22 protein-coding genes are annotated in these 26,842 nt (G+C 74.3%); 15 read left to right on the top strand and 7 right to left on the bottom strand.

Annotation, left to right across the window (positions count from 1 at the left end):
• Positions 1–33 precede the first annotated feature (33 nt).
• From hflX to Q1A09_RS20865, 3 genes are all read left to right on the top strand, one after another.
• Positions 34–1,533 carry a GTPase HflX gene (gene hflX / locus Q1A09_RS20855; protein ID WP_299959679.1) on the top strand — a complete coding sequence of 500 codons (1,500 nt, stop codon included), beginning with the start codon at positions 34–36 and terminating at the stop codon, positions 1,531–1,533.
• Between the two features lie 110 nt (positions 1,534–1,643).
• A complete protein-coding gene (locus Q1A09_RS20860; RefSeq protein WP_299959681.1) occupies positions 1,644–2,375 on the top strand; it encodes a phosphatase PAP2 family protein in 732 nt (243 codons plus the stop codon).
• Positions 2,376–2,391: 16 nt separating this feature from the next.
• Positions 2,392–3,417, top strand: coding sequence for a hypothetical protein (locus Q1A09_RS20865; protein ID WP_299959684.1), 1,026 nt, complete (start codon positions 2,392–2,394; stop codon positions 3,415–3,417).
• A 121-nt stretch (positions 3,418–3,538) separates the two neighbouring features.
• Here the strand turns inward: Q1A09_RS20865 and lexA are convergent, their stop codons facing one another.
• Entirely contained in the window at positions 3,539–4,339 is an 801-nt protein-coding gene (gene lexA / locus Q1A09_RS20870) for a transcriptional repressor LexA (protein WP_299959687.1), read from the bottom strand.
• Between the two features lie 647 nt (positions 4,340–4,986).
• Between lexA and Q1A09_RS20875 the strand changes: the two genes are divergently transcribed.
• The 3 genes from Q1A09_RS20875 (at position 4,987) to Q1A09_RS20885 (ending at position 9,059) form a co-directional block, all read left to right on the top strand.
• Positions 4,987–5,247, top strand: coding sequence for a LysM peptidoglycan-binding domain-containing protein (locus Q1A09_RS20875; protein ID WP_299959690.1), 261 nt, complete (start codon positions 4,987–4,989; stop codon positions 5,245–5,247).
• Between the two features lie 279 nt (positions 5,248–5,526).
• Positions 5,527–6,072, top strand: a complete 546-nt coding sequence (nrdR, locus tag Q1A09_RS20880) for a transcriptional regulator NrdR (protein WP_299959693.1) — start codon at positions 5,527–5,529, stop codon at positions 6,070–6,072.
• Between the two features lie 89 nt (positions 6,073–6,161).
• Entirely contained in the window at positions 6,162–9,059 is a 2,898-nt protein-coding gene (locus Q1A09_RS20885) for a vitamin B12-dependent ribonucleotide reductase (RefSeq protein ID WP_299959696.1), read from the top strand.
• Between the two features lie 273 nt (positions 9,060–9,332).
• On the opposite strand, the gene Q1A09_RS20890 is transcribed toward Q1A09_RS20885, so the two are convergent.
• On the bottom strand, positions 9,333–10,172 hold the full coding sequence (locus Q1A09_RS20890) for a metallophosphoesterase (protein ID WP_299959699.1): 840 nt from the start codon (positions 10,170–10,172) through the stop codon (positions 9,333–9,335).
• A 380-nt stretch (positions 10,173–10,552) separates the two neighbouring features.
• Here Q1A09_RS20890 and Q1A09_RS20895 point away from each other — a divergent pair, with 380 nt between their 5' ends.
• From Q1A09_RS20895 to Q1A09_RS20910, 4 genes are all read left to right on the top strand, one after another.
• On the top strand, positions 10,553–11,353 hold the full coding sequence (locus Q1A09_RS20895) for a TIGR02587 family membrane protein (RefSeq protein WP_299959701.1): 801 nt from the start codon (positions 10,553–10,555) through the stop codon (positions 11,351–11,353).
• 27 nt (positions 11,354–11,380) lie between these two features.
• Complete coding sequence (locus tag Q1A09_RS20900) at positions 11,381–11,857, top strand: hypothetical protein (protein ID WP_299959704.1); 477 nt, start codon at positions 11,381–11,383, stop codon at positions 11,855–11,857.
• Positions 11,858–11,903: 46 nt separating this feature from the next.
• Positions 11,904–12,479: a GNAT family N-acetyltransferase gene (locus Q1A09_RS20905; protein ID WP_299959707.1), complete on the top strand. Its 576-nt coding sequence runs from the start codon at positions 11,904–11,906 to the stop codon at positions 12,477–12,479.
• Between the two features lie 115 nt (positions 12,480–12,594).
• Positions 12,595–13,203: a hypothetical protein gene (locus Q1A09_RS20910; protein WP_299959710.1), complete on the top strand. Its 609-nt coding sequence runs from the start codon at positions 12,595–12,597 to the stop codon at positions 13,201–13,203.
• A gap of 213 nt (positions 13,204–13,416) precedes the next feature.
• On the opposite strand, the gene Q1A09_RS20915 is transcribed toward Q1A09_RS20910, so the two are convergent.
• The 5 genes from Q1A09_RS20915 to Q1A09_RS20935 form a co-directional block, all read right to left on the bottom strand.
• On the bottom strand, positions 13,417–14,487 hold the full coding sequence (locus tag Q1A09_RS20915; RefSeq protein WP_299959712.1) for an AI-2E family transporter: 1,071 nt from the start codon (positions 14,485–14,487) through the stop codon (positions 13,417–13,419).
• Between the two features lie 403 nt (positions 14,488–14,890).
• On the bottom strand, positions 14,891–15,805 hold the full coding sequence (locus Q1A09_RS20920) for a YihY/virulence factor BrkB family protein (RefSeq protein WP_299959715.1): 915 nt from the start codon (positions 15,803–15,805) through the stop codon (positions 14,891–14,893).
• A gap of 49 nt (positions 15,806–15,854) precedes the next feature.
• Complete coding sequence (locus Q1A09_RS20925; RefSeq protein ID WP_299959718.1) at positions 15,855–16,466, bottom strand: CAP domain-containing protein; 612 nt, start codon at positions 16,464–16,466, stop codon at positions 15,855–15,857.
• Positions 16,467–16,543: 77 nt separating this feature from the next.
• Positions 16,544–18,094 carry an amidohydrolase family protein gene (locus Q1A09_RS20930; protein WP_299959721.1) on the bottom strand — a complete coding sequence of 517 codons (1,551 nt, stop codon included), beginning with the start codon at positions 18,092–18,094 and terminating at the stop codon, positions 16,544–16,546.
• Positions 18,094–19,500: a serine hydrolase gene (locus Q1A09_RS20935; protein WP_299959724.1), complete on the bottom strand. Its 1,407-nt coding sequence runs from the start codon at positions 19,498–19,500 to the stop codon at positions 18,094–18,096. Before Q1A09_RS20935 ends, Q1A09_RS20930 begins: the two co-directional genes overlap by 1 nt.
• Before the next feature lie 169 nt (positions 19,501–19,669).
• Here Q1A09_RS20935 and Q1A09_RS20940 point away from each other — a divergent pair, with 169 nt between their 5' ends.
• The 5 genes from Q1A09_RS20940 to Q1A09_RS20960 all read left to right on the top strand — a co-directional run bounded on the left by Q1A09_RS20940 (position 19,670) and on the right by Q1A09_RS20960 (position 26,841).
• The gene (locus Q1A09_RS20940; RefSeq protein ID WP_299959727.1) at positions 19,670–21,058 is read left to right on the top strand and encodes a serine hydrolase; all 1,389 of its coding nucleotides are present in this window, start codon (positions 19,670–19,672) and stop codon (positions 21,056–21,058) included.
• A 133-nt stretch (positions 21,059–21,191) separates the two neighbouring features.
• Complete coding sequence (locus Q1A09_RS20945) at positions 21,192–22,784, top strand: ABC transporter substrate-binding protein (protein WP_299959730.1); 1,593 nt, start codon at positions 21,192–21,194, stop codon at positions 22,782–22,784.
• Between the two features lie 59 nt (positions 22,785–22,843).
• Entirely contained in the window at positions 22,844–23,854 is a 1,011-nt protein-coding gene (locus Q1A09_RS20950; protein WP_299959733.1) for an ABC transporter permease, read from the top strand.
• 3 nt (positions 23,855–23,857) lie between these two features.
• Positions 23,858–25,876, top strand: coding sequence for a dipeptide/oligopeptide/nickel ABC transporter permease/ATP-binding protein (locus tag Q1A09_RS20955; RefSeq protein ID WP_299959736.1), 2,019 nt, complete (start codon positions 23,858–23,860; stop codon positions 25,874–25,876).
• Positions 25,873–26,841, top strand: a complete 969-nt coding sequence (locus tag Q1A09_RS20960; RefSeq protein ID WP_299959738.1) for an ABC transporter ATP-binding protein — start codon at positions 25,873–25,875, stop codon at positions 26,839–26,841. The genes Q1A09_RS20955 and Q1A09_RS20960 overlap by 4 nt, the downstream gene beginning before the upstream one ends.
• Position 26,842 lies beyond the last annotated feature (1 nt).

Raw genomic sequence — 26,842 nt, forward strand, 5'->3', positions numbered from 1 at the left:
CCCTCTGCGGAGAGGCATGTCACGCTGGACCCGATGACGACAGCCCAGAACCGCTCAGTCCTCGACGAGGCCGAGGCCCGGGTGGACAAGGCCGCGCGCGCCCGCGCCGCCGGCACCCGGCCCGCGCCGGCCGGCCAGTGGGACGCCCCCGACGACACCACCGGGTCCTACGTCAAGGAGGAGCGCGGCGCCCTGCGGCGCGTCGCCGGGCTCTCCACCGAGCTCACCGACGTCACCGAGGTCGAGTACCGGCAGCTGCGTCTGGAGCGCGTCGTCCTGGTCGGTGTCTGGACCGAGGGCACCGCGGCCGACGCGCAGCGTTCGCTGGCCGAGCTGGCGGCGCTGGCCGAGACGGCCGGTTCCCAGGTGCTCGAGGCGCTCATGCAGCGCCGCGACAAGCCCGACCCGGCCACCTACGTGGGCTCGGGCAAGGCCGCCGAGCTCCGGGACGTCGTCGCCGCCACCGGTGCCGACACCGTGATCTGCGACGGAGAGCTCGCCCCCGGTCAGCTCAACCAGCTGGAGAAGATCCTCAAGGTCAAGGTCGTCGACCGGACCGCGCTGATCCTGGACATCTTCGCCCAGCACGCCACCAGCCGGGAGGGCAAGGCCCAGGTCGAGCTGGCGCAGATGCAGTACATGCTGCCGCGGCTGCGCGGCTGGGGTGAGTCGCTGAGCCGGCAGGCCGGCGGTCGGGTTGCCGGCGGTGGCGGGATCGGTACCCGTGGCCCGGGTGAGACGAAGATCGAGACCGACCGGCGCCGGATCCGGTCCCGGGTGAGCAAGCTGCGCAAGGAGATCGCCGGCATGGCGACCGCCCGGACGACGCAGCGCAACTCCCGCGACCGCAACGCCACGCCCAGCGTCGCGATCGCCGGCTACACCAACGCCGGGAAGTCCAGCCTGCTCAACCAGCTCACCGACGCCGGGGTGCTGGTGCAGGACGCGCTGTTCGCCACCCTGGACCCGACGGTCCGGCGAGCGCAGACCGCGGACGGCCGGGAGTTCACGATGACCGACACCGTCGGCTTCGTGCGCCACCTGCCGCACCAGCTGGTCGACGCCTTCCGCTCCACGCTGGAGGAGGTGGCCGCGGCCGACCTGCTGCTGCACGTGGTCGACGGCTCCGACCCCGACCCGCTGGGCCAGATCGACGCGGTGCACGTCGTGCTCCAGGAGATCGACGCCCGCTCGGTGCCCGAGCTCATCGTGGTCAACAAGATCGACGCGATGAGCGAGGACGACGTGCTCGCGCTGCGCCAGGCGCTGCCCGGTGCGTCGTGGGTCTCGGCCCGGACCGGCGAGGGCATCGAGGCGCTGCGCGACGTGGTCGCCCAGCGGCTGCCGCACCCGCAGATCGACGTCGACGTGCTCGTGCCCTACGACCGGGGTGACCTGGTCGCCCGGGTGCACCGGGACGGCGAGGTGCTGGAGGAGCGGCACGAGCCCGAGGGCACCCGGCTGACCGCCCGGGTGGACGCCGGGCTGGCCGCGCAGCTCGAGGGCTTCGCCGCTCCCGTCGCCGGCGTCTGACCGACGACCCCGCTGCCCCCCGCCCGCAGGCCCGGGGCGGGACGCGGCAGCGGGGCCGCGGGACGGCCCGGCGGATCACGGGGAGGTCACGGCCCCGGTACCGTGACGCAGTGACCAGGGGAGCGGTGGACCAGTCGTCCACGGCGGCGAGCCCCGCGCCGCAGCCCCCGGGGATCGGCATCGGCCGTCCGCCCTGGTGGGCCCTGGTGCTCGCCGCCCTGGTGACCGTCGCGGTCACGGTCGACCTGCTCAGTCGCGGCTGGCTGGAACGGATGGACCTGCGGGTCTCCGAGGTGGTCAGCGACTGGGACCTGCGGAACTCCGACGCCTACTGGCCGGTCTGGGTCTTCACCCAGGCCGGTGGGCGCGGGTTCATCCTCATCGTGCTGGCCGGTCTGGTCGGCTGGCTGGCCATCCGCCGGCGGACGCTGGTGCCGCTGGTCCGGGTGGCCATGGCGCTGGTGCTGCTGACCACGGTCGTCTACTCGTTCAAGTGGGGCACCGGCCGCACGGCGCCGGCGTACCCCGGCTCCTTCTTCCACCGGGACGGGGCCAGCTACCCCTCCGGCCACGTGGCCAACGCGGTGCTGATGTGGGGTGTGGCCCGCTGGCAGGTGGTGCAGTTCTCCCTGCCGGCGCCGGTGCAGCGGGCGGTCTGGCTGCTCAGCATCGTGGGGCCGCTGGTGACAGGAGTGGCCATGGTGGCGCTGGACTTCCACTGGGTCACCGATGCGGTCGTCGGCCTGGCCGTCGGGCTGCTGCTGTTGGGCGTGGTTCATGCGCTGGACGCGGTCACGGTGTCACGCTGGGTCCGTGCCAGGGCAGGCCGAACGCAGCCGTAGCCGGACCGGCCGCCGCGTGCGGTCCTCCGGGCTGCTGGCCTGCGCGCCGCTCGGTGTGCTGGTGGCCGTCCTGCCGGTCGGCCCGGCCGCGGCCGAGGACGCCGCTCCCTACGGCGCGGCCAGCACCCGCTGCGAGATCACCGACCCACGGCTGCCGGAGCTCTCCGGCCTGGCCAGCGCCGGCGACACGATGCTCGCGATGAACGACGGGGGTGACCAGGCCGAGGTGTTCGTGCTCGGCGGGGACTGCGCGGTCGCCGAGGTGCGCACTGCGGCCGTCGACCCCTACGACCCCGAGGACCTCGCCCTCGGCGCGGACGGCACCCTCTGGCTGGCCGACATCGGGGACAACGCCGGTGAGCGGGCCACCGTGGCGCTGATCGGCATCCGCCCCGACGGCAGCAGCACGCTGACCCGGCTCACCTACCCCGACGGTCCGCACGACGCCGAGGCACTGCTGATGGCCCCGGACGGCACGCCGTACCTGGTCACCAAGGAGGTGCTCGGAGCCAGCTCGGTCTACCGGCCCGACGCACCGCTCGCCGACGGCGCGACCGTCCCGATGAGCCGGGTGCTCGGCCTGGGCTTCACGCTGACCGGCACCCCGGGTGGCCCGGTCGGTCGGGCCGGCCAGTTGCTCGTGACCGGGGGAGCGGTCTCCGCCGACGGGCAGCGGATCGCGCTGCGCACGTACACCGACGCCTACGTCTGGTCGCTGTCCGGCTCCGACGTGGCCGGCGCACTGGGTGGCACCCCGGTCCGGGTGCCGCTGCCGGAGGCGCCGCAGGGCGAGGCGATCGCCTTCGCGGCCAACGACCGTGACCTGCTGGTCGCGAGCGAGGGGCTGCCCTCGGTGGTCACCCTCGTCCCGGCGACCGGGGACCTGGCGGTCGCGCCGGCCGGCGCGCCGACCGAGGTGGCTGCGGGGTCCGGCGGGGACACCCGCCGGGTCGCCCCGCTGACCGCCGGTCTGATCGCGGCCGGCGCCGCCACGGTCCTGGTGTGGCTCGGCGGCATGCTGCGGCGTCGCACGGCCGCCTGAGGGCTTTGCGGCGCACTTCGTTCCTACGGCGCACTCCGGTTCTTCGGCGCCCTCCGTCCTGCGGGTGCGCCGGGTGGAGCCGGGCCGCCTCGTGGTCGAGGAGCCCGGCCCCGGACGTGGATCAGACCCGGCGCAGCACCGTGACGACCCGGCCCAGCACCGTGGCGTCGTCACCGGGGATCGGTTCGTAGGCGTCGTTGTGCGGGAGCAGCCACACGTGGCCGTCGCGGCGCTTGTAGGTCTTCACCGTCGCCTCGCCGTCGATCATGGCGGCGACGATCTCCCCGTTCTCCGCGGTGGGCTGCTGGCGGACGACGACCCAGTCGCCGTCGCAGATCGCCGCGTCCACCATCGAGTCACCGGCCACCTTGAGCATGAACAGGGTGCCCTCGCCGACCAGCTCCTTCGGCAGGGGGAACACGTCCTCCACGGCCTGCTCGGCCAGCACCGGACCACCGGCGGCGATCCGGCCGACCAGCGGCACGTAGGTGGGGCGGGGGGCGGAAGCCTCGTCCAGGCCGCTGGCCGCCCCGGCGCCGGCCAGCGCGGCCGGGTCGGGGGTGGGTGCGCCGCTGCTCTCACCGGGCAGCCGGACGTCGAGGGCGCGCGGGCGGTTCGGGTCGCGGCGCAGCCAGCCCTTGCGCTGCAGGACCGACAGCTGGTGGGCCACCGAGGAAGCCGAGGACAGGCCGACGGCCTCGCCGATCTCCCGGACCGAGGGCGGGTAGCCGCGCCGCTCGATGGAGTCGCGGATGACCTCGAGCACCCGGCGCTGCCGCTGGGTGAGGCCGTCGCCGGCCTCTCCGCGGTCGGGGAACTCGCGGACCGCCGCGACCCCACCTGCGGCGCCGGTGTCCTCCGTGGCGCGCTTGCGCCGGGGGGAGCTCGCGCCGCCGTCTGCTGTCGGGCCGTCGGCCGCCATGTGTCCTCCTCGTCCGGCTGCCGGGGCAGCGTCTCCGGGTGCCTGTCGAGCGGGGGACCGGCCGCTGAGCCGGTGGCCGGGTGGGGCCGTCCCCGTGTCGATCGACAGGTGCACCGTAGCGGGTTGCACCGGTATAGTTCAAACAGGTGTTCGAAGAAATCCGGTGTCGAGGGTGGATCTGTCACTGCCGTGCGGTAGACATCGCACAGACGTTCGAATCGAACAGGCGTTCGAGTTCGGGTCTCGCCGCGTGGCGGAGCCCGGACGGCCTGGTCCTCGGTCGTCGTCCCGTCCGGCACAGTCAGACAGCAGGAGCGTCCCCGATGGTCAGCCCGCAGCGCAGCCTCACCGCCTCCCACCAGGCGCCGTCCCGCCCGGGGCCGGTCCGGCCGGGCCCGGTCCGTCCGGCACCTGCGCGTGCCGCCGTCGCGGTCCGGGGGGCGCAGTCCGTCGCGCCGGCCATCGCCCGTCGTGACCCGGTCCGGCCTGGTGGCCGGCCGGTGCGTGCGGACGCCGCCGCCGCGCCGCGTCCGGTCCGGGGAGGGTGTGGCAGCACGCAGTTCGGCACCGCTGTCCGGCGATCCGGGGCGGTCCCGGCACACGACCGCGCTCCGGCGCCCCTGCGGCTGACCGAGCGCGGTCGGCGCGTGGTCGCCGGGCTCTCGGTCGCCATCGGCCTGTGCATCGCGGCGGCCACCGTGGTCGTGGTCGAGGTCGGCGACCAGGACGGCGGGCTCCGGCTCGCCGGCTCCTCGACCGTCGTCGTGCAGCCGGGCGACTCGTTGTGGTCCATCGCCCGGGAGGTGGCGCCGGAAGAGGACCCGCGGGCGGTGGTCGACGCGATCGTCGAGCTCAACGGACTCGACAGCGTCGGCCTGCTGCCCGGTGCGGAGCTGCAGCTGCCCTGACCTGCCCGGCAGTGCCCCCGGAGGTCTCTGTCGGCAGGTCGCACGCCTGGTGCGGACGGGGCGGGCGCGACGGAGGAAGACGACACGCCGCCCCGGGGTTGCATACCTGTAGGGGTCGGGAGCTAACCTGACCCCAACATCTTGTGTGACAGAGATGTAGTTCCCATCCACAGGCGCTTCCCCAGGTCAGCCCCAGGACATCCACCGGATGTCCCCCGGTCGGTCCACAGGGAGCGTCGGACGGTCGCTCTCGCGACCCGCCGATCGAGGAGGTGCCCGGTGCGCTGTCCGTTCTGCCACAGCCCTGACAGTCGGGTCGTCGACTCGCGGGAGACCGACGAGGGGGCGACCACCCGTCGCCGTCGGTCCTGCCCGGTCTGCGGTCGCCGGTTCACGACCGTGGAGGAGCCGGTGCTCGCCGTCGTCAAGCGCAGCGGCGTCAGCGAGCCCTTCGACCGCAACAAGGTCATCGCCGGGGTGCGCCGGGCCTGCCAGGGCCGGCCCGTCGACGAGGCCCAGCTGGCCGTCCTCGCCGCCAAGGTGGAGGACGCCGTACGTGCCACGGGCTCCGCCGAGGTCCCGAGCAACGAGGTGGGCCTGGCCATCCTGGGCCCGCTCCGCTACCTCGACGAGGTGGCCTACCTCCGGTTCGCCAGCGTCTACCGCTCCTTCAGCTCCGCGGCCGATTTCGAGAAGGAGATCGCCGAGCTCCGGCGGCTCCGCTACGGGGCCACCGGCCGCCCCGACTCCACTGACCCGGAGTCCACCGATCCCGGTGACGGGGCCCCGCCCGGCGACGACGCCGAGCCCGCCCCGTCCCGCTGACGCCCTCGCCGGCAGCAGCCCGACCACCGGCTCCCGCCGACGTCGCAGACACCATCCGCACACCCGAACGCCTTCCAGGGGAGCACGCCTTGACCGAGACAGCCGACCGCGTCGCCACCAGCCGCAACCGCCGCACCGCCGCCAAGGCCCCCACCCGGGGCAAGGGGCTGAAGGTGAAGCGCGTGTTCACCACCGCCGGTGTGCACCCCTACGACGACGTCGTGTGGGAGCGCCGCGACGTCGTCATGACCAACTGGCGGGACGGCTCGATCAACTTCGAGCAGCGCGGGGTCGAGTTCCCGGCCGAGTGGAGCATCAACGCCACCAACATCGTCACCACCAAGTACTTCCGGGGCGCGGTCGGCAGCCCGCAGCGCGAGACCAGCCTGCGTCAGCTCATCGACCGCGTGGTGCTGACCTACGGCGCGGCCGGCCGCGAGCACGACTACTTCGCCAGCGAGGCCGACGCCGAGGTCTTCGAGCACGAGCTGACCTGGATGCTGCTGCACCAGGTGTTCAGCTTCAACTCGCCCGTCTGGTTCAACGTGGGCACCGCGTCGCCGCAGCAGGTCAGCGCCTGCTTCATCCTCGCCGTCGACGACACGATGGACTCGATCCTGAACTGGTACCGGGAAGAGGGCCTGATCTTCAAGGGCGGTTCCGGCGCCGGCCTGAACCTCTCCCGCATCCGCTCCTCCAAGGAGCTGCTCTCCTCCGGTGGCACCGCATCGGGCCCGGTCTCCTTCATGCGCGGCGCCGACGCCTCCGCCGGCACCATCAAGTCCGGTGGTGCCACCCGCCGCGCGGCGAAGATGGTCGTCCTCGACATCGACCACCCCGACATCGAGGAGTTCATCGAGACCAAGGCGCGCGAGGAGGACAAGATCCGCGCGCTGCGGGACGCCGGGTACGACATGGACCTGGGCGGCAAGGACATCACCAGCGTCCAGTACCAGAACGCCAACAACTCCGTCCGGGTGAACGACGAGTTCATGCGCGCGGTCGAGAACGGCACCGAGTTCGGGCTGCGTGCCCGCGAGGACAACCGGGTCATCGAGACCGTCGACGCCCGCGAGCTGTTCGGCAAGGTCACCAAGGCCGCCTGGGAGTGCGCCGACCCGGGCATCCAGTACGACGACACGATCAACGACTGGCACACCAACCCCGAGACCGGGCGGATCAACGCGTCCAACCCCTGCTCGGAGTACATGAGCCTGGACAACAGCTCGTGCAACCTGGCGTCGCTGAACCTCATGAAGTTCCTCAAGGACGACGGCACGTTCGACGCGAAGAACTTCGTCAAGGCCGTCGAGCTGATCATCACCGCGATGGACATCTCCATCTGCTTCGCCGACTTCCCGACCGCCCCGATCGGTGAGACCACCCGGGCCTACCGGCAGCTGGGCATCGGCTACGCCAACCTCGGCGCGATGCTGATGGCCACCGGCCACGCCTACGACTCCCGGGGCGGCCAGACCCTGGCCGCGGCCATCACCTCGCTGATGACCGGCACCGCCTACCGGCGCTCTGCCGAGCTGGCCGGTGTCGTCGGCGCCTACGACGGCTACGCCCGCAACGCCGACGCCCACGCCCGGGTCATGCGCAAGCACGCCGCGGCCAACGACGCCATCCGCCCGGTCGGCGCCGACGACGCCGACGTGCTCAAGGTCGCCACCCAGCAGTGGCAGGACTGCCTGGCCATCGGCACCGAGAACGGCTGGCGCAACGCGCAGGCCTCGGTGCTGGCCCCCACCGGCACCATCGGCTTCATGATGGACTGCGACACGACCGGCATCGAGCCGGACTTCTCGCTGGTCAAGTTCAAGAAGCTGGTCGGCGGCGGCTCCATGCAGATCGTCAACCAGACGGTCCCGCGGGCGCTGAAGAGCCTGGGCTACCAGGAGGAGCAGGTCGAGGCGATCGTCGAGTACATCGCCGAGCACGGGCACGTCGTCGACGCCCCGAGCCTGCGCCCCGAGCACTACGAGGTGTTCGACTGCGCGATGGGCGAGCGCTCCATCTCCCCGATGGGCCACGTCCGGATGATGGCCGCGGTGCAGCCGTTCATCTCCGGCGCGATCAGCAAGACGGTCAACATGCCGGAGTCGGCGACCGTCGAGGAGGTCGCGGACATCTACTTCCAGGGCTGGAAGATGGGCATCAAGGCCCTGGCCATCTACCGCGACAACTGCAAGGTCGGCCAGCCGCTGTCCGGCGGCAAGGGCAAGAACGACGGCACGAAGGCCGAGGTCGCCGTCGAGGAGACCGCCCCGGCCGCCACCGCCCTGTCGCACCCGGTGCGCAAGCGCCTGCCGAAGAAGCGGACCAGCGTCACCACGTCCTTCAGCGTCGCCGGCGCCGAGGGCTACATGACCGCCGGCATGTACGAGGACGGCAGCCTCGGCGAGGTCTTCCTGAAGCTGGGCAAGCAGGGCTCGACCCTGGCCGGTGTGATGGACGCCTTCTCGATCGGGATCTCGCTGGCCCTGCAGCACGGGGTGCCGCTGGAGACCTACATCCAGAAGTTCACCAACATGCGGTTCGAGCCGGCCGGCATGACCGACGACCCGGACATCCGGATCGCCCAGTCGGTGATGGACTACATCTTCCGTCGCCTGGCGCTGGACCACCTGCCGGTGGAGACCCGGGCCAACCTGGGCATCTTCTCCGCCGAGGAGCGCGCGGCGCAGGTGTCCGGCTCCTACGGCAGCACCACCGCCTCGACCCCCACGGTCACCGAGGAGGACGACGTCGACCTGGAGCAGCTGCGCGGCTCCGCGCCGATCGAGACCGCCAAGGTGGAGGAGAAGGTCACCCCGGCCGGCCCGAAGTCGGTCAAGGAGGCGCACTCCTCGGCCGAGCTGCTCGAGCTGGTCACCGGCACCGCCACCGACGCCCCGCTGTGCATGACCTGCGGGACGAAGATGCGCCCCGCCGGCAGCTGCTACGTCTGCGAGGGCTGCGGCTCCACCAGCGGCTGCAGCTGACGTCGTCGCGGGGTCTCCGCTGACCTCACCACCGGTTCCCTGACCTCGGACCGGTGGCGGGCGGCGAGACCCCGCACGTCGCGACGCTCGTCCTCCGGCCCGGCACCCTGTTCCCCCAGGGTGCCGGGCCGGAGGCCTGTCCGGGGGCCGGAGGACAGCAGGGCGTCGTAACCGGCAGCCCATCCAGCGACTGTGCGGTGCGGGCCATGGATGGAGGCCATGAGGTGGTGGCCATGGCGTGCGGGCCGTGTGGTGGGAGCGATGTGCTGATCGCTAGGCGGTGACGGTCGCGTCGGCGAACAGCAACGGCGCCCAGCGGGCGTGCGCGGTCCGGCCGAAGCCGGGGTCGACGCCGATCAGCAGGCCCCCCGCCGCGGTGACCGCGACGTGCCGGTCGGCCGCCTGCAGTTGGATGCGGTCGCGCAGCTCGGGCGCGCGCAGTACCGGCTCGCCGCGCTCGTAGCCGACGACGCTGGAGTGGCCGTGCACCTGGGTGAACGGCATCGGCACGCCCAACGGCTCGGCCGCGACCCACGAGGCGGCCAGTTCCGTCCCGGCCTCGGCCCACATCGGGCCGGCCGCGAGGTCCGGGGCGCCGCCGCCGAGCATGGCGCCGGCCCGCCACAGCGCCGCCGGGTCTGCGTCGCGGAGCGCGGCCAGCGCCGCCGCCGCGGCGTCCGCGGTGCCGGGTCGGCCCAGCCGGCGGTGCAGCCCGGACGTCAGCCCGGCGTGCGTGACCAGCACCTGCACTCCATCGGCCAGGGTGAGTGCTGCGGCGACCCGCATCCGGCCGGTGTCCCACCAGCGGCGCAGCGTCTGCTGGGTGGCGTCGGGGAGCACCTCGGGCCAGTCGAAGGCCGGGGTGTCGACGTACTGGCCCTCGTGGTTGCCGACCAGCTGGTGCCACTGCCCGGGCTGCTCGTGCAGCGCCCGGTCCACCAGGTCCACCACGCCGGGGGAGTCCGGGCCGCGGTGCACGAGGTCACCGACCTGCACCACCTGCAGGTCGGGCGGCAGGCGGAGGGTGTCCGGGTCGGCACCGAGCCGGACCAGGGCCCGGGTGAGCTGCCGGAGGTGCCCGCCGATGTCCCCGATGACCGCCACCCGTCCCACGCGGTCCATGGTGACCGCCCGCAGTCGGGCGGCTCCCGTCGGGTGGTGTGGAGACCGTCGGTGACCTGCGCCGGGCCGGGGTGGAGAAGCGCGGCGGCCTGGCGGCCGACGTGCGCACGAAGTGCCCTGCCCGCCGGGTGCGGCGGCTGACCCTCGCCGGGGTCGCGATGGTGGCACTGCGGAGGCCGCGACCGCGAGCCGGGAACGGCTGCCGCCCCGGCACGAGCGAGTGGCGACCCCAGGGGTCAACCGCGTCGACGCGGGTAGGGCCGGATCATGATCACCGCACGCCCGGACGTCGCCCGGGACGGTGGCCGGTCGTGGTCATCGGACCGGCTGGACGACGCGCGGCGGTCTGTTCGGCACGGGTGGGGGCGGCGGTGACCGGCGGGCACCAGCTCGCGCAGAGCAGCGGGCGTGCGTTCGGCGGCGCGCTGCTGTTCTCCCTCCCGCTGCTGATGACCATGGAGATCTGGCAGCTGGGTGTCGCGATCCCGCGGTACCGGCTCGCACTCCTCGTGCTGGCCACGGTGCTGCTCGTCGTCTTCCTGTCCCAACACTTCGGTTCCGGCTCGCCCGGGGTCGGCTGGCGCGGGTCGCTGGCCGACGCCGGGGTGGCGTTCGTGATGGCCGCGGTCGCCGCCGCTCTGGTGCTCGGGGTGCTCTCGGTGATCGAGCCGCTGCGCGGCTGGCGCGATGCCGTGTCGGTCGTCGCCATCGAGATGCTGCCGGCGGCGATCGGTGCCTCCTTCGCCCGCAGCCAGCTGGGCATGGGCGGTCGGCGGGTGCGGACGACGACCTATGGCGGCGAGCTGCTGCTGATGGCGGCCGGGGCGATCGTCTTCGCCGCGAACATCGCCCCCACCGAGGAGGTGGTGCTGCTGGCCGCCGAGCTCGGTCCGTGGCACCCGGTCGCGCTGGTCGTGCTGTGCCTGGTGCTCATGCACGGCTTCGTCTACTGGGTGGGCTTCCGCGGCCAGGAGCCGGCCGTCGGCGGCGTGCTGCGCTCCTTCCTGACGCTGACCGTGGTGGGCTACGTGATCGCGCTGGTGCTGTCGGCGTACCTGCTGTGGACCTTCGGCCGGTTCGACGACGTCGGCCTGGTGATGGTGGTGACCGAGTCCGTGGTGCTGGCGCTGCCGGCGAGCCTGGGTGCCGCGGCCGCCCGGCTGATCCTGTGAGCAGGAGACGGTGAGGAGCGAGGGACCGTGAGCGACGACCAGGCAGACGAGGCGACGGCCGCGGAGGCAGATGCCGGCCACAACGATGCGGGCGAGGGCGATGCCCGGGAGCCGGGCCGGGACGCCGAGGGGGAGACCAGCCGGGGCGAGTACGCGCTCGGCGTGCTGGGCGCGGTCGTCGTCCTGCTGGTGCTCGGCTTCCTGCTGCACCAGGCCCTGGTCGTCCGGGACAGCGGCCCGGCCCTGTCGGTCACCTCGTCGACGGCCGAGGAGGTGGACGGCGGGTGGTCGGTGGCGTTCGAGGTGCGCAACGACGGCGGGACGACGGCCGAGCAGGTGCAGGTGAGCGGGGTGCTCGAACGGGACGGCGAGGAGGTGCAGGAGGCCACGGCCACGATCGACTACGTCCCGCCGCGCAGCCGGCAGTCCGGTGTCCTGCTGTTCTCCGAGGACCCGGCCACCGGCACCCTGGAGGTCCGGCCGGCCGGCTACACGGTGCCGTGAGCAGCACCCGGCCCGGACTGTCGGTCCCTCGTGGTGGAGTGCGTCCATGACGTGGGAGACGCACCCGGTGACCCCGGACCGGTTCGACGACTTCGCCGACGTCGTCAACCGCACCCGCCGGGCCAACCACTGCTGGTGCCTGTCCCACCGGCTGAGCAGCGCCGAGATCGACGAGCTCGGCGGCGGCAGCCGGGAGCAGGCCATGCGGCGGTTGTGCGAGCGCGAGCACCCGCCCGGCGTGGTGACCTACCGGGACGGCGAGCCGGTGGGCTGGTGCAACACCGGTCCACGCGCCGAGATCACCCGGCTGGCCGGCTCCCGTCTCATCCGGCCCGTCGACGACCTGCCGGTGTGGAGCATCGTCTGCGTCGTGGTCCGCTCGGGCCACCGCCGGCAGGGGGTTACCGGGCACCTGATCGAGGGCGCGGTCGCCTACGCCGCGGAGCACGGTGCCCCGGCGGTGGAGGCCCACCCCGTCGATCCACCCGGACGGATGGACCTGACCATGGCCTTCGTCGGCACCCGGTCGATGTTCGAGCGCGCGGGGTTCCGGGTGATCGGCAGCACCGCGGCGAAGGCCAGCAGGATGCCCCGGCTGGTCATGCGGCGGGACCTGCCCTGACCCTGCGCGGGCAGACCACCGGATGCGGTCTACACCTCGGCCGGACCGGGTAGGGCGCGGTGACCGGTGGGTCGTGGAGCCCTGCCGGGCACCGGAGCAGGACAGAGGAGCAGACATGCGCAGTGCCCCCGATCGACCGACGGGACGTCGTGCGGCCGCAGCCGTGCTGGCCGTCCTCGGCGTCGGCGGACTCGCGGGCTGCGGACAGGACGAGGCGGACCCCGGTGGCGTGACCGCCGAGCAGCTCCAGGACGTGCGGGACGACGTCGCGACGCTGAGCGAGCGGGTCGACGAGCTCGAGGCCGCCCGCTCGTCGGCCCCACCGACGGCGGGGGAGACGTCCGCGCCGGCCACCACGACGTCGACGACCACCGCGCCGGCCGAGCCGACCCCCACCTTCGCCGCGGGGGACGACGTGTCGCTCGGTGGCGAGGTCACCGGGCTGATCTCCACGACGGCGGTCGGCAGCGCCTTCCGGCTGGCCACCGGGGAGGGAGTGACGGTGACCGTCATCTCGCCGACCCCGGTCGCGGAGCTGGCCACCGGGGACGCCGTGCAGGTGTCCGGCGTGGCCACCCGCGTGCAGCGCAGCTCCTTCGAGCGTGACTTCGGCATCGCGGCCGAGGTGCTGCTGGACGACCCGGACGCCTTCCTCACCGAGCACGCCGGGCAGCTCGCCGTCGCGGCCGACCGGGTGCAGCGGGGGGAGCAGCCCGCGGACTGAGCCCGCCTCCGCCCAGCCGCTCCCGAGCCGGCCCAGTCGGACGACGCCCGCGCCGGCTGGCACCGCGCCGGACCACCCCCACGCCGGCTGTGACCGCGCCGGACCATCCCCGCGCCGGCTAGGTGTACTGACCGGAGAGGTTGGTCAGTACACCTAGGACCGCCAGACCATCCCCGCGCGGACCACGCCCACGCCGGCTGGGACCGTGCCGGCTCAGGCCGGCTGCGCGGGAACCGGCTCGGTGCGAGCCGGGGGTTCGTCGGCGGGCGCCGGGTGGGTGCGCAGGAATTCCGCGACCCGGTAGCCCACCGCCAGCATCGGCACGGCCAGCAGGGCACCGGGCACCCCGGCGGCCAGCCCACCGGCGGTCACGCCGAGCAGGATGACGATCGGGTGCAGCTGCACCGCCCGGCCCATGATCACCGGCTGCAGCACGTTGCCCTCCACCTGCTGCACGACCAGCACCACGACCAGCACGATGACCGCATCGGTCACGCCGTTGGTGACCAGGGTGACCAGCACGGCGACCGCCCCGCTCAGGGTGGCGCCGACGATCGGCACGAAGGCGCCCAGGAAGGTCAGCAGGGTCAGCGACAGCCACAGTGGGACGCCGAGCAGCAGCAGCGCCGCACCGATGCCGATCGCGTCGATCAGCGCCACGACCACGACACCACGGGTGTACCCGGCCAGTGCGTTCCAGGCCGCCCGGCCGGCGCCGTCCACCCGGGAGCGGTTGCGGTCGGGCACCCGTTCGAGCAGCCACGCCCACATCCGGTCGCCGTCCTTGAGCAGGAAGAACACCAGGAAGAAGACGAGCACGATCGCCCCCAGCACGACCACGCCCATCCGGGCGCCGTCCCCGGGGCTGGGCGTGGCCTCGTAGAGGCGGCTGACGATCTGGTTGCGGACGTCGGCCACCTGCTCCGGGTCCAGCGCCAGCGGCCCCTCGATCGCCCAGACCCGGATCCGGTCGATCCCGGCGGCCAGCGGGCGGGTCAGGTCCTGCAGGCTGGCGGCGGCGCGGAAGCCGACCAGGAAGACGATCCCGCCGGTCACCGCGAGCAGGGTCAGGACGCCGGTCAGCGCGGCGAGGGCCGGCGGGGCACCGGCCCGCCGCAACAGCCGGGCGATGGGTGCGGTCAGCGCGGTCAGCAACACGGCGACGGCCAGTGTGAAGGTGACCATCGGCAGCCGGAACAGCAGCCAGAAGACGAGCCAGACGACGGTGCTCAGCACGACCGCCGCACCGCCGAGGACGATCACCCGCAACGCCCATCCGGGCACGGCGCCGGACGCCGGCCGGTCCGGCCGTGCGGTGAGCGAGGGCGCCGGAGAGGGCGCGGAGACCGGAGGGGGCGCGGGGGACGGCGGGGCGGCGGCCCCGGTCCCGAGCGGCCGACCGTCGGGGCCCTGGCTGTCCGGATCGGGGGCGGGCGGGGCCTTCCGCAACCGGGTCCGGTCGGCGGTCCGGCCTCGTAGCCTCATCGATCGCTCCTCGGTCGGCTGCCCGGGCCGGTCCGGGGGTGACGTGCCGCACCCGAGGTCTGGAAGGCCCGGCGGCGGACCGGACGGGGCGGTCCGGGTGCGCGGACGGCACCCGGTCCACGGGGGACGGAGACCGGGTCGGCGGCGTCGATCATCACGCTGCGGCTACCCGGGCGGTGGTGCCGGTCAACCCCCGATCGGCTCACCGCGGCCCGCCGACCTGGGGGGTGGCCGCCGCCGATGCGTCGGGGTCCTTGCCCTGGCGGCGGATGGCCCGGCGGAGCATCAACCGGTACCCGACCAGGAGCACCGCGTTGCCCAGCAGCAACCAGAGTCCCAGCAGCACCGCGGTGGCCAGCGAACTGGTGCCGTACCGGTCGGAGAAGTCGGCGAAGAAGCGGAGGTACACCAGGTAGCCGCCGGTGGTCACCGCGACCAGCCCGGCCGCGATCAGTGCCCCGAGGGCGACGTCGTGCCATCGGGTGTCCCGGAGCTGGAACAGCGCGTAGACCAGCGCGATCACCAGCGTCAGCAGCACGAAGGTGCCCAGGCCCAGCAGCGCGGTGAACGCCCAACCGCTGCCGAAGAACCGGGGGACGACGTAGAGCGCAGCGAGGGCGGAGAACACCACGAGCGGCAGCACCGCGATGAGCACCAGGGCCAGCAACCGGCCCCGCCAGCCGCGGATCTGCCGCTCCGACTCGGGCGCCACCTGGGTGAAGGCGCGGGCCAGCGCAGCGCCGTAGGCGGTGGCCGGCCAGGCGGCGGTCACCACGGCGAGCGGGCCGGCCTGGCCGGCGATGTCGACCAGCTCGCGGAGCACGTCGCCGACCGGCAGCTGGTCGGGGGTCTGCCCGTCGACCTGGTCGCTCAGCCCCTGCAGGGTCGACTCGTCGACGAACGCCCCGGCGATCCAGAAGGCGATCAGCACCATCGGCGGGATGGAGATCATCGCGTAGAAGGCCAGGCTGGCGGCGACGGTGAAGAACTCCGGGCCGCGCACCCACCGGCCGAACCGCAGCACCGGGCCGGGGAGCTGGTCCCGGGTGCGCACGTAGCGCTGCCGGGCGTCGGCCAGGGCCCGCCGGACGGAGGGCCGCCGCTCGGTGCGGCTCATGCCGCACCGGCACGAGCAGGCCGTCGGGGCAGTCCCACGGTGCGGGCGCTCAGCAGGTCGGGCCGTCCTCGTCCGGGCGGGCGATCGGCTCGACCGGCGGAGTGGTGGTCGCCACCGCCGGCCGGTCGCCGTCGACCGTCCGGCCGAACTCCTGGGTGGCCCAGACGGAGCCGTCGGCGGCGCAGAACACCCCCACGCCCAGCCGGTCCCACCCCGGGTTGAGCACGTTGACCCGGTGCTCGTCCGACCGCATCCAGCCGGTGTGGATCGTGCCCGCCGGCACCGGGCCGGTGGCCTGGAAGATGTTCTCGCCCATCGCGCGGAAGCCGGACAGCTCGTCGCCCTGCAGCACCGACTGGATGTCCTGGTGTCGGAACTCCCCGGTGTCGGCCATCTCCGCGCTCCAGTCCCGGGCGACGCCGGCCAGCGCGTCGTTCCACGCCACCGGCTCGAGGCCGCGCTCGGCCCGCTCGGCATTGACCCGGTCGAACACGGCCCGGGCGATCTGCTCCTCCGCCGGGGCGGCGGTACCTGCGGCCGGCGCCGACTGGGGAGCCGGCCCGGTGCCCCCGGCCGAGCCCTCGCTGCCGACCACGACGCAGCCGGCCGTGGCGAGCGACAGGGGGAGCAGGGCGAGCAGGACGGCGGAGAGGCGACGCATCACCGGGGTCTACCCGCTCGGCCGCCGGTCAGCCCTGCCGGTCGCGACCGCAGCCGTTCCGTGACCGGCTGGTGCGCTCAGCGGTCACCCGAGCGCACCGGTCGGCCGGGCAGCGCGGACAGCTGCAGCTCGCCGTCCCGGACCACCGGGGTGCCGCCGACGAGGACGTGCCGGAACCCGGTGGACGGCGCGACCCGGGTGTAGGTGGCGCGGTCGGTGACCGTGTCGGGGTCGAGGACGACGAGGTCGGCGTCGGCGCCCACCTGGACCCGGCCCTTGCGCCGCATCGCCGGGACGGCGCCCTCCAGGAGCTGCGCGGGCAGCAGCGAGGAGCGGCGCAGCGCCTCGGTGAGGGTCAGCAGGCCGCGTTCCCGGACCAGCCAGCGCAGCGTGCGCGCGTAGGAGCCGGCTGAGCGCGGATGGGTGAGCAGCCCGGGCGCCGGCGGCCAGACGTCCGGATCCGGGCCCCTGCCGGCGGCCGGCCCGCCGGAGGTGACCAGGGGCGTCGCGCCGGAGGCGACCAGGGGCATCGCGCCGGAGGCGACCAGGGGCATCGCGTCGGTGGCGATGGCGGTGTCGGGGAGGGTGAACGAGCGTTCCAGCACGGCCAGGTCGGCCGGGTCCTCCTCGTCGAGGAAGTGCACCACGACGTCACCGCCCGGGTCCTCGGCGCGCAGCTCGGCCAGCCGCGCGGCGTCGGCGACCCGCTCCCCGGTGCGCAGGTAGGTCAGCTGCTGCGGGCCGATGCCCAGCCGGGACAGCACGTCCGGGGCGAGGAAGGCCGCGCCGATCACGGTCGCCCCGGCGCCGTAGGGGTAAGCCTCGGTGCTGACCCGGACGCCGCGCCCGCGGGCGGTGTCGATCGCACCGGCGACCTCGTCGATCATCCGGGTCGAGGTGCTGTTCACGTGGCACATGTGCATGTGCGCACCGGTGCCGGCCGCGGCGGCGATCACCTCCAGCGCACCCTCCAGCGAAGTGCCGGGCTCGGCGGTGGAGATGTACCGGGTGTGGGTGAACGTCGGCACGCCGAGCCGGGCGGCGAGCCCGGCCAGCCGGAAGTACTCGGCCCGGCCGCTGTCCGGGGCGTAGCCGACCAGCACCCCGATGCCCAGCGCGCCGTCGGCGACCGCGCCCTCCAACAGGTCGAGGACGCGGGCGACGTCCCGGTCGCTCGCCGGGCCGCGCCAGTTCGGCAGCCCCTGGTGGGTGGCGAACAGGTCCAGCGAGCCGTCGGCGGCCAGTGGCACGCCGTCCAGCACGTGCATCCGGGCGTCGGTCCAGGAGGCGGAGAAGCCGAAGTTGACCGGCCGGCCCTCGGCCTGCGCGCGGGCGTAGGCGCCGGCCACCGGCAGCACGCCGGCCTCCAGCTCCAGCGCGGTGGTGACGCCGTCCAGCGCCTGCAGCCGCAGCCCGGTGGTGTTCTGCGCGTGGCTGTGCAGGTCGATGAAGCCCGGTGCCAGCACCTGCCCGGTGACGTCCCAGACCTCGCGGGCCGGCGGGGCGACTTCACCGACCGAGGTGATCGTCCCGCCGGTGATGCCGACGGCACGGACCCCGTCCAGGCCGGTCTCCGGGTCGATCACCCGGGCCCCGGTGAGGACGAGGTCGGCGACCGGTGCCGGCATCAGGCCGTGCGGGGGTTGGCCCGCACCCCGTAGTGCAGGTACTCGGCGCCGTTCGGGAGCGCGTAGAAGACCACCGCCATCCAGGTCTCCGACTCCGGCGCCCGGGTGGCGAACACCCCCTGCTCCACCGGGTGCAGCGCCAGTTCTTCGACCTTTGCGCCGGACTCCTCGGCGATCTTCCCGGTCGGGATGACCCGCATGACCAGGCCGCCGTCGCGCTCGAAGACCTCGGTGGTGATCGAGCTGCGCTCGTAGGTGCCCACGTAGCGGCTGATCTCCACCTCCGGCGCCTCCGCCGGCGGCTCCAGCTGCTCGGCGACCCGCACGCCGGCCAGCTCGCCGAAGACCTCGCTGTACAGGTCGTTGAACAGGTCCCGCGGCTGCCCGCCGTTGGTCAGCAGGGCGACCGCGATGCCCTGACCGGGGAGCACCCGCAGGAACGCGTTCTGGCCGAACGTCGTCCCGTCGTGGCCGTAGAGCCGCTCGCCCTGCCAGTCGAACCGGATCCAGCCCAGGCCCCACGAGTCGCCGAGGGACCACCGGTCGGGCAGGTCGGTGGAGTGCTCCTGCATGGCCGCGGTCGAGGCCGGCGACAGCACCGCGGTGCCGTCGGCGGCCCGGCCCTGCGACAGGTGCATCCGGGCGAAGGCGGTGACGTCGCGGGAGGTGGCGTTGACCAGCCCGGCCGGGCCCAGCGAGCGGGGCAGCATCCAGACCGGGGCGACCTGCTGCTCCTGCCCGGGCTCCGGGCTGATGTGCCCGACCGCCACGCCGTGCCGGATCGCCTCCTCCGGCAGCGTCGAGGTGTGCGTCAGCCCGAGCGGCTCGGCGAGCCGTTCGCGCAGCGCGGCGTCCCAGGTCTGGCCGGTGAGCACCTCGACCACCCGGCCGGCCAGGGTGAAGCCGGCGTTGCAGTAGGAGAAGGTGGCGCCCAGCGGGTGGTTCTGCGCCACGTCGGCCAGCGCCGCCACGTAGCGCTCCAGCACGTCGTCGCCGCGCCCGGTGTCGGTGAAGACGTCGCCGTCGATGCCGCTGGTGTGGTTGAGCAGGTGCCGCATGGTGACCTGACGGGTGACCTCGGGGTCGCCGAGCTGCAGGTCCGGGAGCACCTCGACCAGCGGGGCGTCGAGGTCGAGCTTGCCCTCGTCGACCAGCTGCAGGACCAGGGTCGCCGTCCACACCTTGGTGATCGAGCCGATCTGGAAGACGGAGTCGGGGGTGACCGGGGCGCCGGTCGACTTGTTGAGCACGCCGGTGGCGGCCTCGACGAGCTCGTCGCCGTCCGCGCCCAGCCGCAGGACGGCGAGGCTCGCCCCGGGCACGTCGTGCTTGGCGGCGAGCTCGTCCAGCCGCTGCTGCCAGTGTCCCTGGTCGAGGGCGGGTCGGGCGTCGGTGCTGCTGGTCACGTGCTGCTCCGTCCGTCGGGCTGCGCGGGTCGGCGTCCACCTGGTCGGCCCGTGGCCGCAGCCTGCCGCGCACGCCCGCAGGCAGCTTCGTCGGCGCGGACGAACGCCGCCGGTCAGGGCTGGCCGCGACCACGAACCGCCAGCTCACCAGCGCTCCTACCGTGCCGGCATGACGAAGCTGGACGAGGTCGGAGCCTGGATCCGCGACCGCCTGCCGGAGCTGCTGGCCGAGCACGAGGTGCCCGCCGCCGGGGTGGCGGTGCTCGCCGACGGCGCGGTGGTCGACGCCGCCGCCGGGCTGCTCAGCACCGCGACCGGGGTGACGGCGACGCCGGACGCGCTGTTCCAGATCGGCTCGATCACCAAGGTGTGGACCGCGACCCTGGTGATGCAGCTGGTCGACGAGGGGCTGGTCGCGCTGACCGACCCGGTGAGCGCGCACCTGCCCGGCTTCACGCTGGCCGACGAGGACGCCGCCCGCACCCTCACCGTCGGTCAGCTGCTCAGCCACACCGCCGGCTTCGAGGGCGACGTGTTCACCGACACCGGCCGCGGCGACGACGCGCTCGAGCGCTACGTCGCCGGGCTCGGCGACCTGGCGCAGCTCTTCCCGCCGGGCGAGCAGTTCTCCTACAACAACGCCGGCTACTGCGTGCTCGGCCGGCTGGTCGAGGTGCTCCGCGGCCGGCCCTTCGACGAGTGCCTCGTCGAGCAGCTGTTCACCCCGCTGGGCCTCACCCACGCCGCGGCCAGCCCCTACGAGGCGATCGTGCACCGGGTCGCGGTCGGCCACGTGCGCCCCGAGCCGGACGCCCCGGAGGTGCCCGCACCGGTGTGGGCGCTGGCCCGGTCCAACGCCCCGGCCGGCTCGACGCTGGCGATGCGCCCGCGCGACCTGCTCGCCTTCGCCCGGATGCACCTGGAGGCGGGCAAGGCGCCCGACGGGTCGACGGTGCTGGACGCCGGCACGGTCGCGGCGATGCAGCAGCCCCGGGTGCAGCTGCCCGACATCCGCGTGATGGGCGATGCGTGGGGGCTGGGCTGGGAGCTGTTCGACGGCCACGGCACCCCGGTGGTCGGCCACGACGGCAACACCATCGGCCAGGCCTCGTTCCTCCGGGTGCTGCCCGAGCGGGGCGTCGCCGTCGTCCTGCTCACCAACGGCGGCAACCCCTACGGCCTCTACCGGGACGTCGTCGGGCACGTGCTGCGCGAGCTGGCCGACGTGCAGGTGCGGGAGCTGCCCACGCCACCGGCCGACCCGCCCCGGGTCGACGCCACGCGCTACGCCGGCACCTACAGCAGCCGGGTCGCCGACCTCGTCGTCAGCCAGTCCGACGACGGACGGGTCTGGCTGGAGATGCGCCCCAAGGACGAGGCCCTGGAGCTGGGCGAGAAGCCCGAGCGCAGCGAGCTGGTCGGCTTCGCCCCGGACACGCTGATCCAGGTCGAGGCGCAGTCGGGGCTGCACATGCCCCTGGCCTTCCTGGGCGACGACGGCGCAGGCCACGCGCGGTTCCTGCACATCGGCCGTGCCGTGCCCCGGGCCGGCGCGTGACCCCCCGACTGGTCACCGGCGACGAGGGGCGGCAGGTCACCTCGTCCGGCCGCACGAAGACCCCCCGCCCCGTCCGGGGCAGCCTTCTCGCAATCGCGGTGCAGGTGCTCGCGTCCCAGGGAGAGGACACACCATGAGGCTCATCCGGACCGGCGTCGGTGCGTGCGTCGCCGTGACCGTCCTCGCCGGGTGCGGCGGCGGAGGCGAGGACGGTGGCGGCGACGCCGCCGGCGGCGAGGTCGTCGACGGCGGCACCTTCACCATGGCGATGGACTCCGACCCGGGCAGTCTGGACCCCCAGATGTCCCCGGCGTCCAACGTCTTCCAGCTCAGCGCCTTCGCCTACGACCCGCTGCTGAACACCGGCGAGGACGGCGGGCTGGTGAGCGGGCTGGCCACCGACTGGGAGGTCGACGGGCAGGAGGTGACGCTGACCCTGGGCGAGGGCATCACCTGCTCCGACGGCGAGCCCTTCACCGCCGAGGACGCCGCGGCCAACATCGACTTCGTCGCCGACCCGGCCAACCAGAGCCCGCTGCTCGGTACGTACCTGCCGCCGGGCGCCTCGGCCACCGCCGACGGCTCCACGGTCACCATCACCCTCGCGGCCCCCGCGCCGTTCGTGCTCGAGGGGCTCGCCAACCTCCCGATGGTCTGCGCCAGCGGCCTGGCCGACCGGTCGGTGCTGGCCGACGGGACGCGCGGGACCGGGCCCTACGAGCTGACCGAGGTCGTGCCCACCGACCACGTCACCTACAGCCTGCGCGAGGACTACACGTGGGGGCCGGACGGCGCGACGACCGCGGAGGAGGGCATGCCCGACGAGGTCGTCGTCCAGGTCGTGTCCAACGAGACCACCTCGGCGAACCTGCTGCTCTCCGGCGGGCTGAACGCGGCCACGGTCCTCGGTCCGGACGCCCAGCGGCTGAGCGGGGCGGACCTGTTCGCCAGCACCCTGGACGCGGTGTTGGGCGAGATGTGGTTCAACCACGCGGCCGGCCGGCCCGGCGCCGACCCCGCCGTCCGGACGGCGCTGACCCAGGCGCTGGACCTGGAGGAGCTGCAGGGTGTGCTCACCGGGGGCACCGGCTCGCCCGGCACCACGTTCGCCACGGCCGCACCGGTGGCCTGCCCCGGCGACTCGGTCTCCGGTGAGCTGCCCACCGGCGGCCTGGAGGCGGCCGGGCAGACGCTGGACGACGCCGGGTGGACGGCCGGCCCGGACGGCACCCGGTCCAAGGACGGGACACCGCTGGAGCTGACCTTCATCTACAACAGCGGCCTGGGCACCGGCGGCTCGGCCGCGGCCGAGCTGGCCTCGTCGGCCTGGCAGGAGCTGGGCGCCGAGGTCAGCATGAGCGGCCAGGACGACACCGCACTGCTGGAGACGGTGTTCGGCAGCGGCAACTGGGACGTGACCTGGCTGGCCCTCAACGTCAGCAGCCCCGACCAGCTCGTGCCCTTCCTGTCCGGCCCGACCGCCCCGGAGGGCAACAACTTCTCCGCCATCGACAACGCGGACTACGCAGCGGGCGTGGCCGAGGCGATGACCATGAACGGCGCCGAGGGCTGCGACACCTGGCTGGCCGCGGAGTCGGCCCTGGTGCGCGACGCCGACGTGATCCCCTTCGCCAACCAGAGCGCCAGCACCTTCGGCAGCGGCGCCCGGTTCGACTCCGGCGCGGTCGCCGTGGTGCCGACCAGCATCCGGATGACGGCGGGCTGAGCACCCGGGCAGGGGCAGCGGGTGGCGGACCGGGTGGCGACGACCAGGAGGGGGAGCGGGTGACCAGCACGACGGGGGTGCACCCCGCGACCGGGGCGGGCCGGCGGGGAGCGGGCGTCCTGGACGGGCCCTGGGCCCGGTTCGCCGTCCGGCGCGGGGGCCAGCTGGTGGTCTCGATGTGGGTGCTGGTCACCGCCTCGTTCCTGATGATCCACCTGATCCCCGGTGACCCGGTGCGCAGCGCCCTGGGGCCGACCGCCCCGGCGTCGCTGGTGGCCGCCCGCCGGGAGTCCCTCGGCCTGGACGACCCGCTCTGGCTGCAGTACCTGCACTTCCTGGGCGGGCTGTTCAGTGGTGACCTGGGCACCTCGCTGACCTCGCGGCTGCCGGTGTCGCAGGTGATCTCCCAGCGGTTGCCGGCCACGGTGCAGCTGGCGCTGCTGGCCTTCGTGGTGGCGCTGGCCCTCGCCGTCCCGCTCGGGGTGCTGATGGGGGTGCTCACCCGCGGCGGCCGGCGGCGCGGCGGGGAGCTGGCGTTCTCCTCCACCAGCGTGGTGCTCGGCGCGATCCCGGAGTTCCTGCTGGGGGTCGGGCTGGTCTACCTGTTCGGCGTGCAGTGGGGCCTGCTGCCGGTGGCCGGGCGGGGTGGCCCGGAGTCCTACGTGCTGCCGGTGCTGTCGCTGTCGCTGGGGCCGGCCGCGGCGCTGGCCCGGATCATGCGGGTGGAGATGGTGTCGGTGCTGCAGGCCGACTACCTGCGCACCGCCCGGGCCAAACGACTGCCCCGGCGCCGGATCTACCTGCGCGACGCGCTGCCCAACGCGCTCACCTCCACGATCACCCTCGGCGGGCTGCTGCTCACCGCCCTGGTCGCCGGCACCGTGCTGGTGGAGAACGTCTTCGCCTGGCCGGGGCTGGGCAGCACGATCGCCTCCTCGATCCTGCTCAAGGACTACCCCGTGGTGCAGGGGATCGTGCTCGTCTACGGCGCGGGAGTGCTGCTGGTGAACCTGACGGTGGACGTGGTGCTCGCCCTGCTGGACCCGCGCTCGGCGATCCGGGAGAGCTGACCGATGACCACCTCCACGACGCTGGACGCCTCCGCCGTGGCACCGCGGCGCTCGGCGGCCCGGGCCCGCTGGCTGGCCGTGCTGCGCACCCCGGTCGGCGCCGGCGCCGGCCTGCTGCTGGCCCTGGTGCTGCTGCTGGCCCTCGTCGCGCCACTGCTGTGGTCCGGGGAGGCCGACCGGATCGACACCTCCGACGTGCTGCAGGGCGCCTCCGCCGAGCACTGGGTCGGCACCGACGCCCTGGGGCGGGACGTCTTCGCCCGGGTGCTGGTGGCCACCCGGCTGTCCATCGGGCTGGCGCTGGCCGCCACCTCGATCGCGGTCGTCCTCGGCCTGCTGCTGGGCTGCGCGCCGCTGCTGCTGGGCCGCCGCGGCGGCCGGCTGGTGACCGCCGGGGTGAACATCGCCGTCGCCTTCCCCGGGCTGCTGCTGGCGCTGTTCTTCGCGGTGGTGTTCGGCGTCGGCATGACCGGCGCGGTGCTGGCGATCGGCTTCGCCGGCGCCCCCGCCTTCGCCCGGTTGTCCCAGACGCTGGCCGCGGGGATCGCCGACCGGGACTTCGTCTCCGCCGCGCGGATCGCCGGCGTCGGCCGGTTCCGGGTGCTGGTCCGGCACGTGCTGCCCAACATCGGCGAGCCGCTGGTGGTGAACGCGACGATCGGCGCCGGCGGTGCCCTGCTGGCCTTCGCCGGGCTGTCGTTCCTCGGGCTGGGGGTGCAGGCGCCCAGCTACGACTGGGGCCGGCTGCTGCAGGACGGGCTGTCGGGCATCTACATCCACCCGGTGGCCGCGCTGGCCCCCGGCGTGGCGATCGTGGTCGCCGGGCTGGCGTTCAACCTCTTCGGTGAGGCGGTCGCCAAGGGCATCGGGCTGACCACCGCCCTGGGCGGCGGCTTCGCCCCGGGCCGCGCCCTCCGCCGGGAGGAGACCCGGCGGAGGGCCGCGGCCGCGGACCAGACCCCGCCGGCGACCGACCCCGGACCGGAGCCGGGCCGGCCGGTGCTGGACGTGCAGGACCTCTCGGTGACCTTCCCGGGCGCCGCCGGCCCGGTGCGGCCGGTGCGCGGCGTGAGCTTCCGGATCGGCCGCGGCGAGGCGGTCGGGGTGGTGGGGGAGTCCGGGTCGGGCAAGTCGCTCACCGCGCTGGCGATCGCCCGGCTGGTCGAGCAGCCCGGCGAGGTGACCGCCGGCCGGCTGCGCTTCCAGGGCGCCGACCTGCTCAGCGGGGGCGACCGGACACACCGCCGGCTGCTCGGCACGTCGTTCGCCATGGTGTTCCAGGACCCGATGACCTCGTTCAACCCGACCCGCCGGATCGGCCGGCAGCTCGCCGAGGTCGCGCAGGAGCACCAGGGGATGTCCCGCCGTGCCGCGCTCGCCCGGGCGGTCGACCGGCTGCGCAGCGTGCGGGTGCCCGCCGCCGAACGCCGCGCGCACCAGTACCCGCACGAGTTCTCCGGCGGCATGCGGCAGCGGGCGATGATCGGCATGGGCCTGATGGGCGAGCCGTCGCTGATCGTCGCCGACGAGCCGACCACCGCCCTGGACGTCACCGTGCAGCGGCAGGTGCTGGACCTGCTGGCCGCCGTCCGCGCCGAGGACGATGTGGCGCTGCTGCTCATCAGCCACGACGTCGCCGTCGTCGGCCAGGTCTGCGAGCGGGTGCTGGTGATGTACGCCGGCCGGGTGGTGGAGGACCTGCCCGCCGACCGGCTGCGCACCGGCGCCCGGCACCCCTACACCCGGGCGCTGGTCGCCGCGGTGCCGGACATGGACGTCGACCTCGACCAGCCGCTGCCGGTCATCCCCGGCCGGCCGGTCGACCCTGCGCACCAGCCACCGGGCTGCGCCTACGCGCCGCGGTGCCCGCTGGCCTCGGCGCGGTGCACCGACGAGGACCCGGCGCTCGCCGACGACGGCACCGGCTGGCGGGTGGCCTGCTGGCACGCCGGGGAGGTCGCCGCCGACCGCGACGTGCCCGGTGCCGCACCGGTCGCGCTGGCCCTGGGGGAGCGGGCATGAGCGAGCTGCGGTTCGAGGGCGTCAGCGTCCGGTACGGCAACCGGCGGCGGGGGATGACCGCGGTCGACCGGGTCGACCTGACCGTCCCGGACGGCGCGGTTGTCGGCCTGGTCGGGGAGTCCGGTTCGGGGAAGTCGACGATGGCCCGGGCCGCGGTCGGGCTGACCCCGCTGTCGGCGGGACGGATCCTGCTCGACGGGCAGCCGTTGCGGCACACCTCCGGTCCGCGTCCGGTGCAGATGGTCTTCCAGGACCCCTACTCCTCGCTCGACCCCCGGATGACCATCGGCGACAGCGTCGCCGAGGCGGTCCCGCGTGGGATGCGCTCCGCCGACCGGCGCCAGGAGGTGGCCCGGCTGCTGGAGCTGGTCGAGCTCGACCCGGCCCGGGCCGGTGCCTACCCCGGGCAGCTGTCCGGCGGCCAGCGCCAGCGGGTGGCGCTGGCCCGCGCGCTGGCCGCCCGGCCCCAGGTGGTCGTCGCCGACGAGATCACCTCCGCCCTCGACGTCTCCATCCAGGGCACGGTGCTCAACCTGGTGCGCCGGCTGCAGCGCGAGCTGGGCACCTCGATGCTGTTCATCTCCCACGACCTGGCCGTCGTCCGGTACGTGGCCAGCGAGATCGCCGTCATGTACCTGGGCCGGATCGTCGAGCACGGCCCGGCCGCGCAGGTGCTGGGCGACCCGCAGCACCCCTACACCCGGGACCTGCTCGCCGCCGTCCCCGGCTGGGGGTCCGCCGGGCCGGCCACCGCGCCGCCGGGGGTGGCGGCGGCCGAGCCCGCCGACCCGCACGCCCCGCCGCCGGGCTGCCGATACCACCCGCGGTGCCCGATCGGCCCGCTGGCCCGGGACGACCGCGAGGTCTGCCGCACCACCGAGCCGACCACCGACCACCGGCACGCCACGGCCTGCCACTTCGCCGCCGCGGAGCCGCTGCTGCAGGTCACCGGCCGGCCGGCCTGAG

This window comes from uncultured Modestobacter sp., assembly GCF_947486615.1.
Taxonomy (GTDB): domain Bacteria; phylum Actinomycetota; class Actinomycetes; order Mycobacteriales; family Geodermatophilaceae; genus Modestobacter.

Coding starts and splice junctions, on each gene's coding strand:
- hflX (WP_299959679.1), top strand. CDS start 34: ATGACGACAGCCCAGAACCGCTCAGTCCTCGACGAGGCCGAGGCCCGG.
- Q1A09_RS20955 (WP_299959736.1), top strand. CDS start 23,858: ATGACCACCTCCACGACGCTGGACGCCTCCGCCGTGGCACCGCGGCGC.
- Q1A09_RS20940 (WP_299959727.1), top strand. CDS start 19,670: ATGACGAAGCTGGACGAGGTCGGAGCCTGGATCCGCGACCGCCTGCCG.
- Q1A09_RS20905 (WP_299959707.1), top strand. CDS start 11,904: ATGACGTGGGAGACGCACCCGGTGACCCCGGACCGGTTCGACGACTTC.
- lexA (WP_299959687.1), bottom strand. CDS start 4,339: ATGGCGGCCGACGGCCCGACAGCAGACGGCGGCGCGAGCTCCCCCCGG.
- Q1A09_RS20945 (WP_299959730.1), top strand. CDS start 21,192: ATGAGGCTCATCCGGACCGGCGTCGGTGCGTGCGTCGCCGTGACCGTC.
- Q1A09_RS20925 (WP_299959718.1), bottom strand. CDS start 16,466: ATGCGTCGCCTCTCCGCCGTCCTGCTCGCCCTGCTCCCCCTGTCGCTC.
- Q1A09_RS20920 (WP_299959715.1), bottom strand. CDS start 15,805: ATGAGCCGCACCGAGCGGCGGCCCTCCGTCCGGCGGGCCCTGGCCGAC.
- Q1A09_RS20930 (WP_299959721.1), bottom strand. CDS start 18,094: ATGCCGGCACCGGTCGCCGACCTCGTCCTCACCGGGGCCCGGGTGATC.
- Q1A09_RS20960 (WP_299959738.1), top strand. CDS start 25,873: ATGAGCGAGCTGCGGTTCGAGGGCGTCAGCGTCCGGTACGGCAACCGG.
- Q1A09_RS20910 (WP_299959710.1), top strand. CDS start 12,595: ATGCGCAGTGCCCCCGATCGACCGACGGGACGTCGTGCGGCCGCAGCC.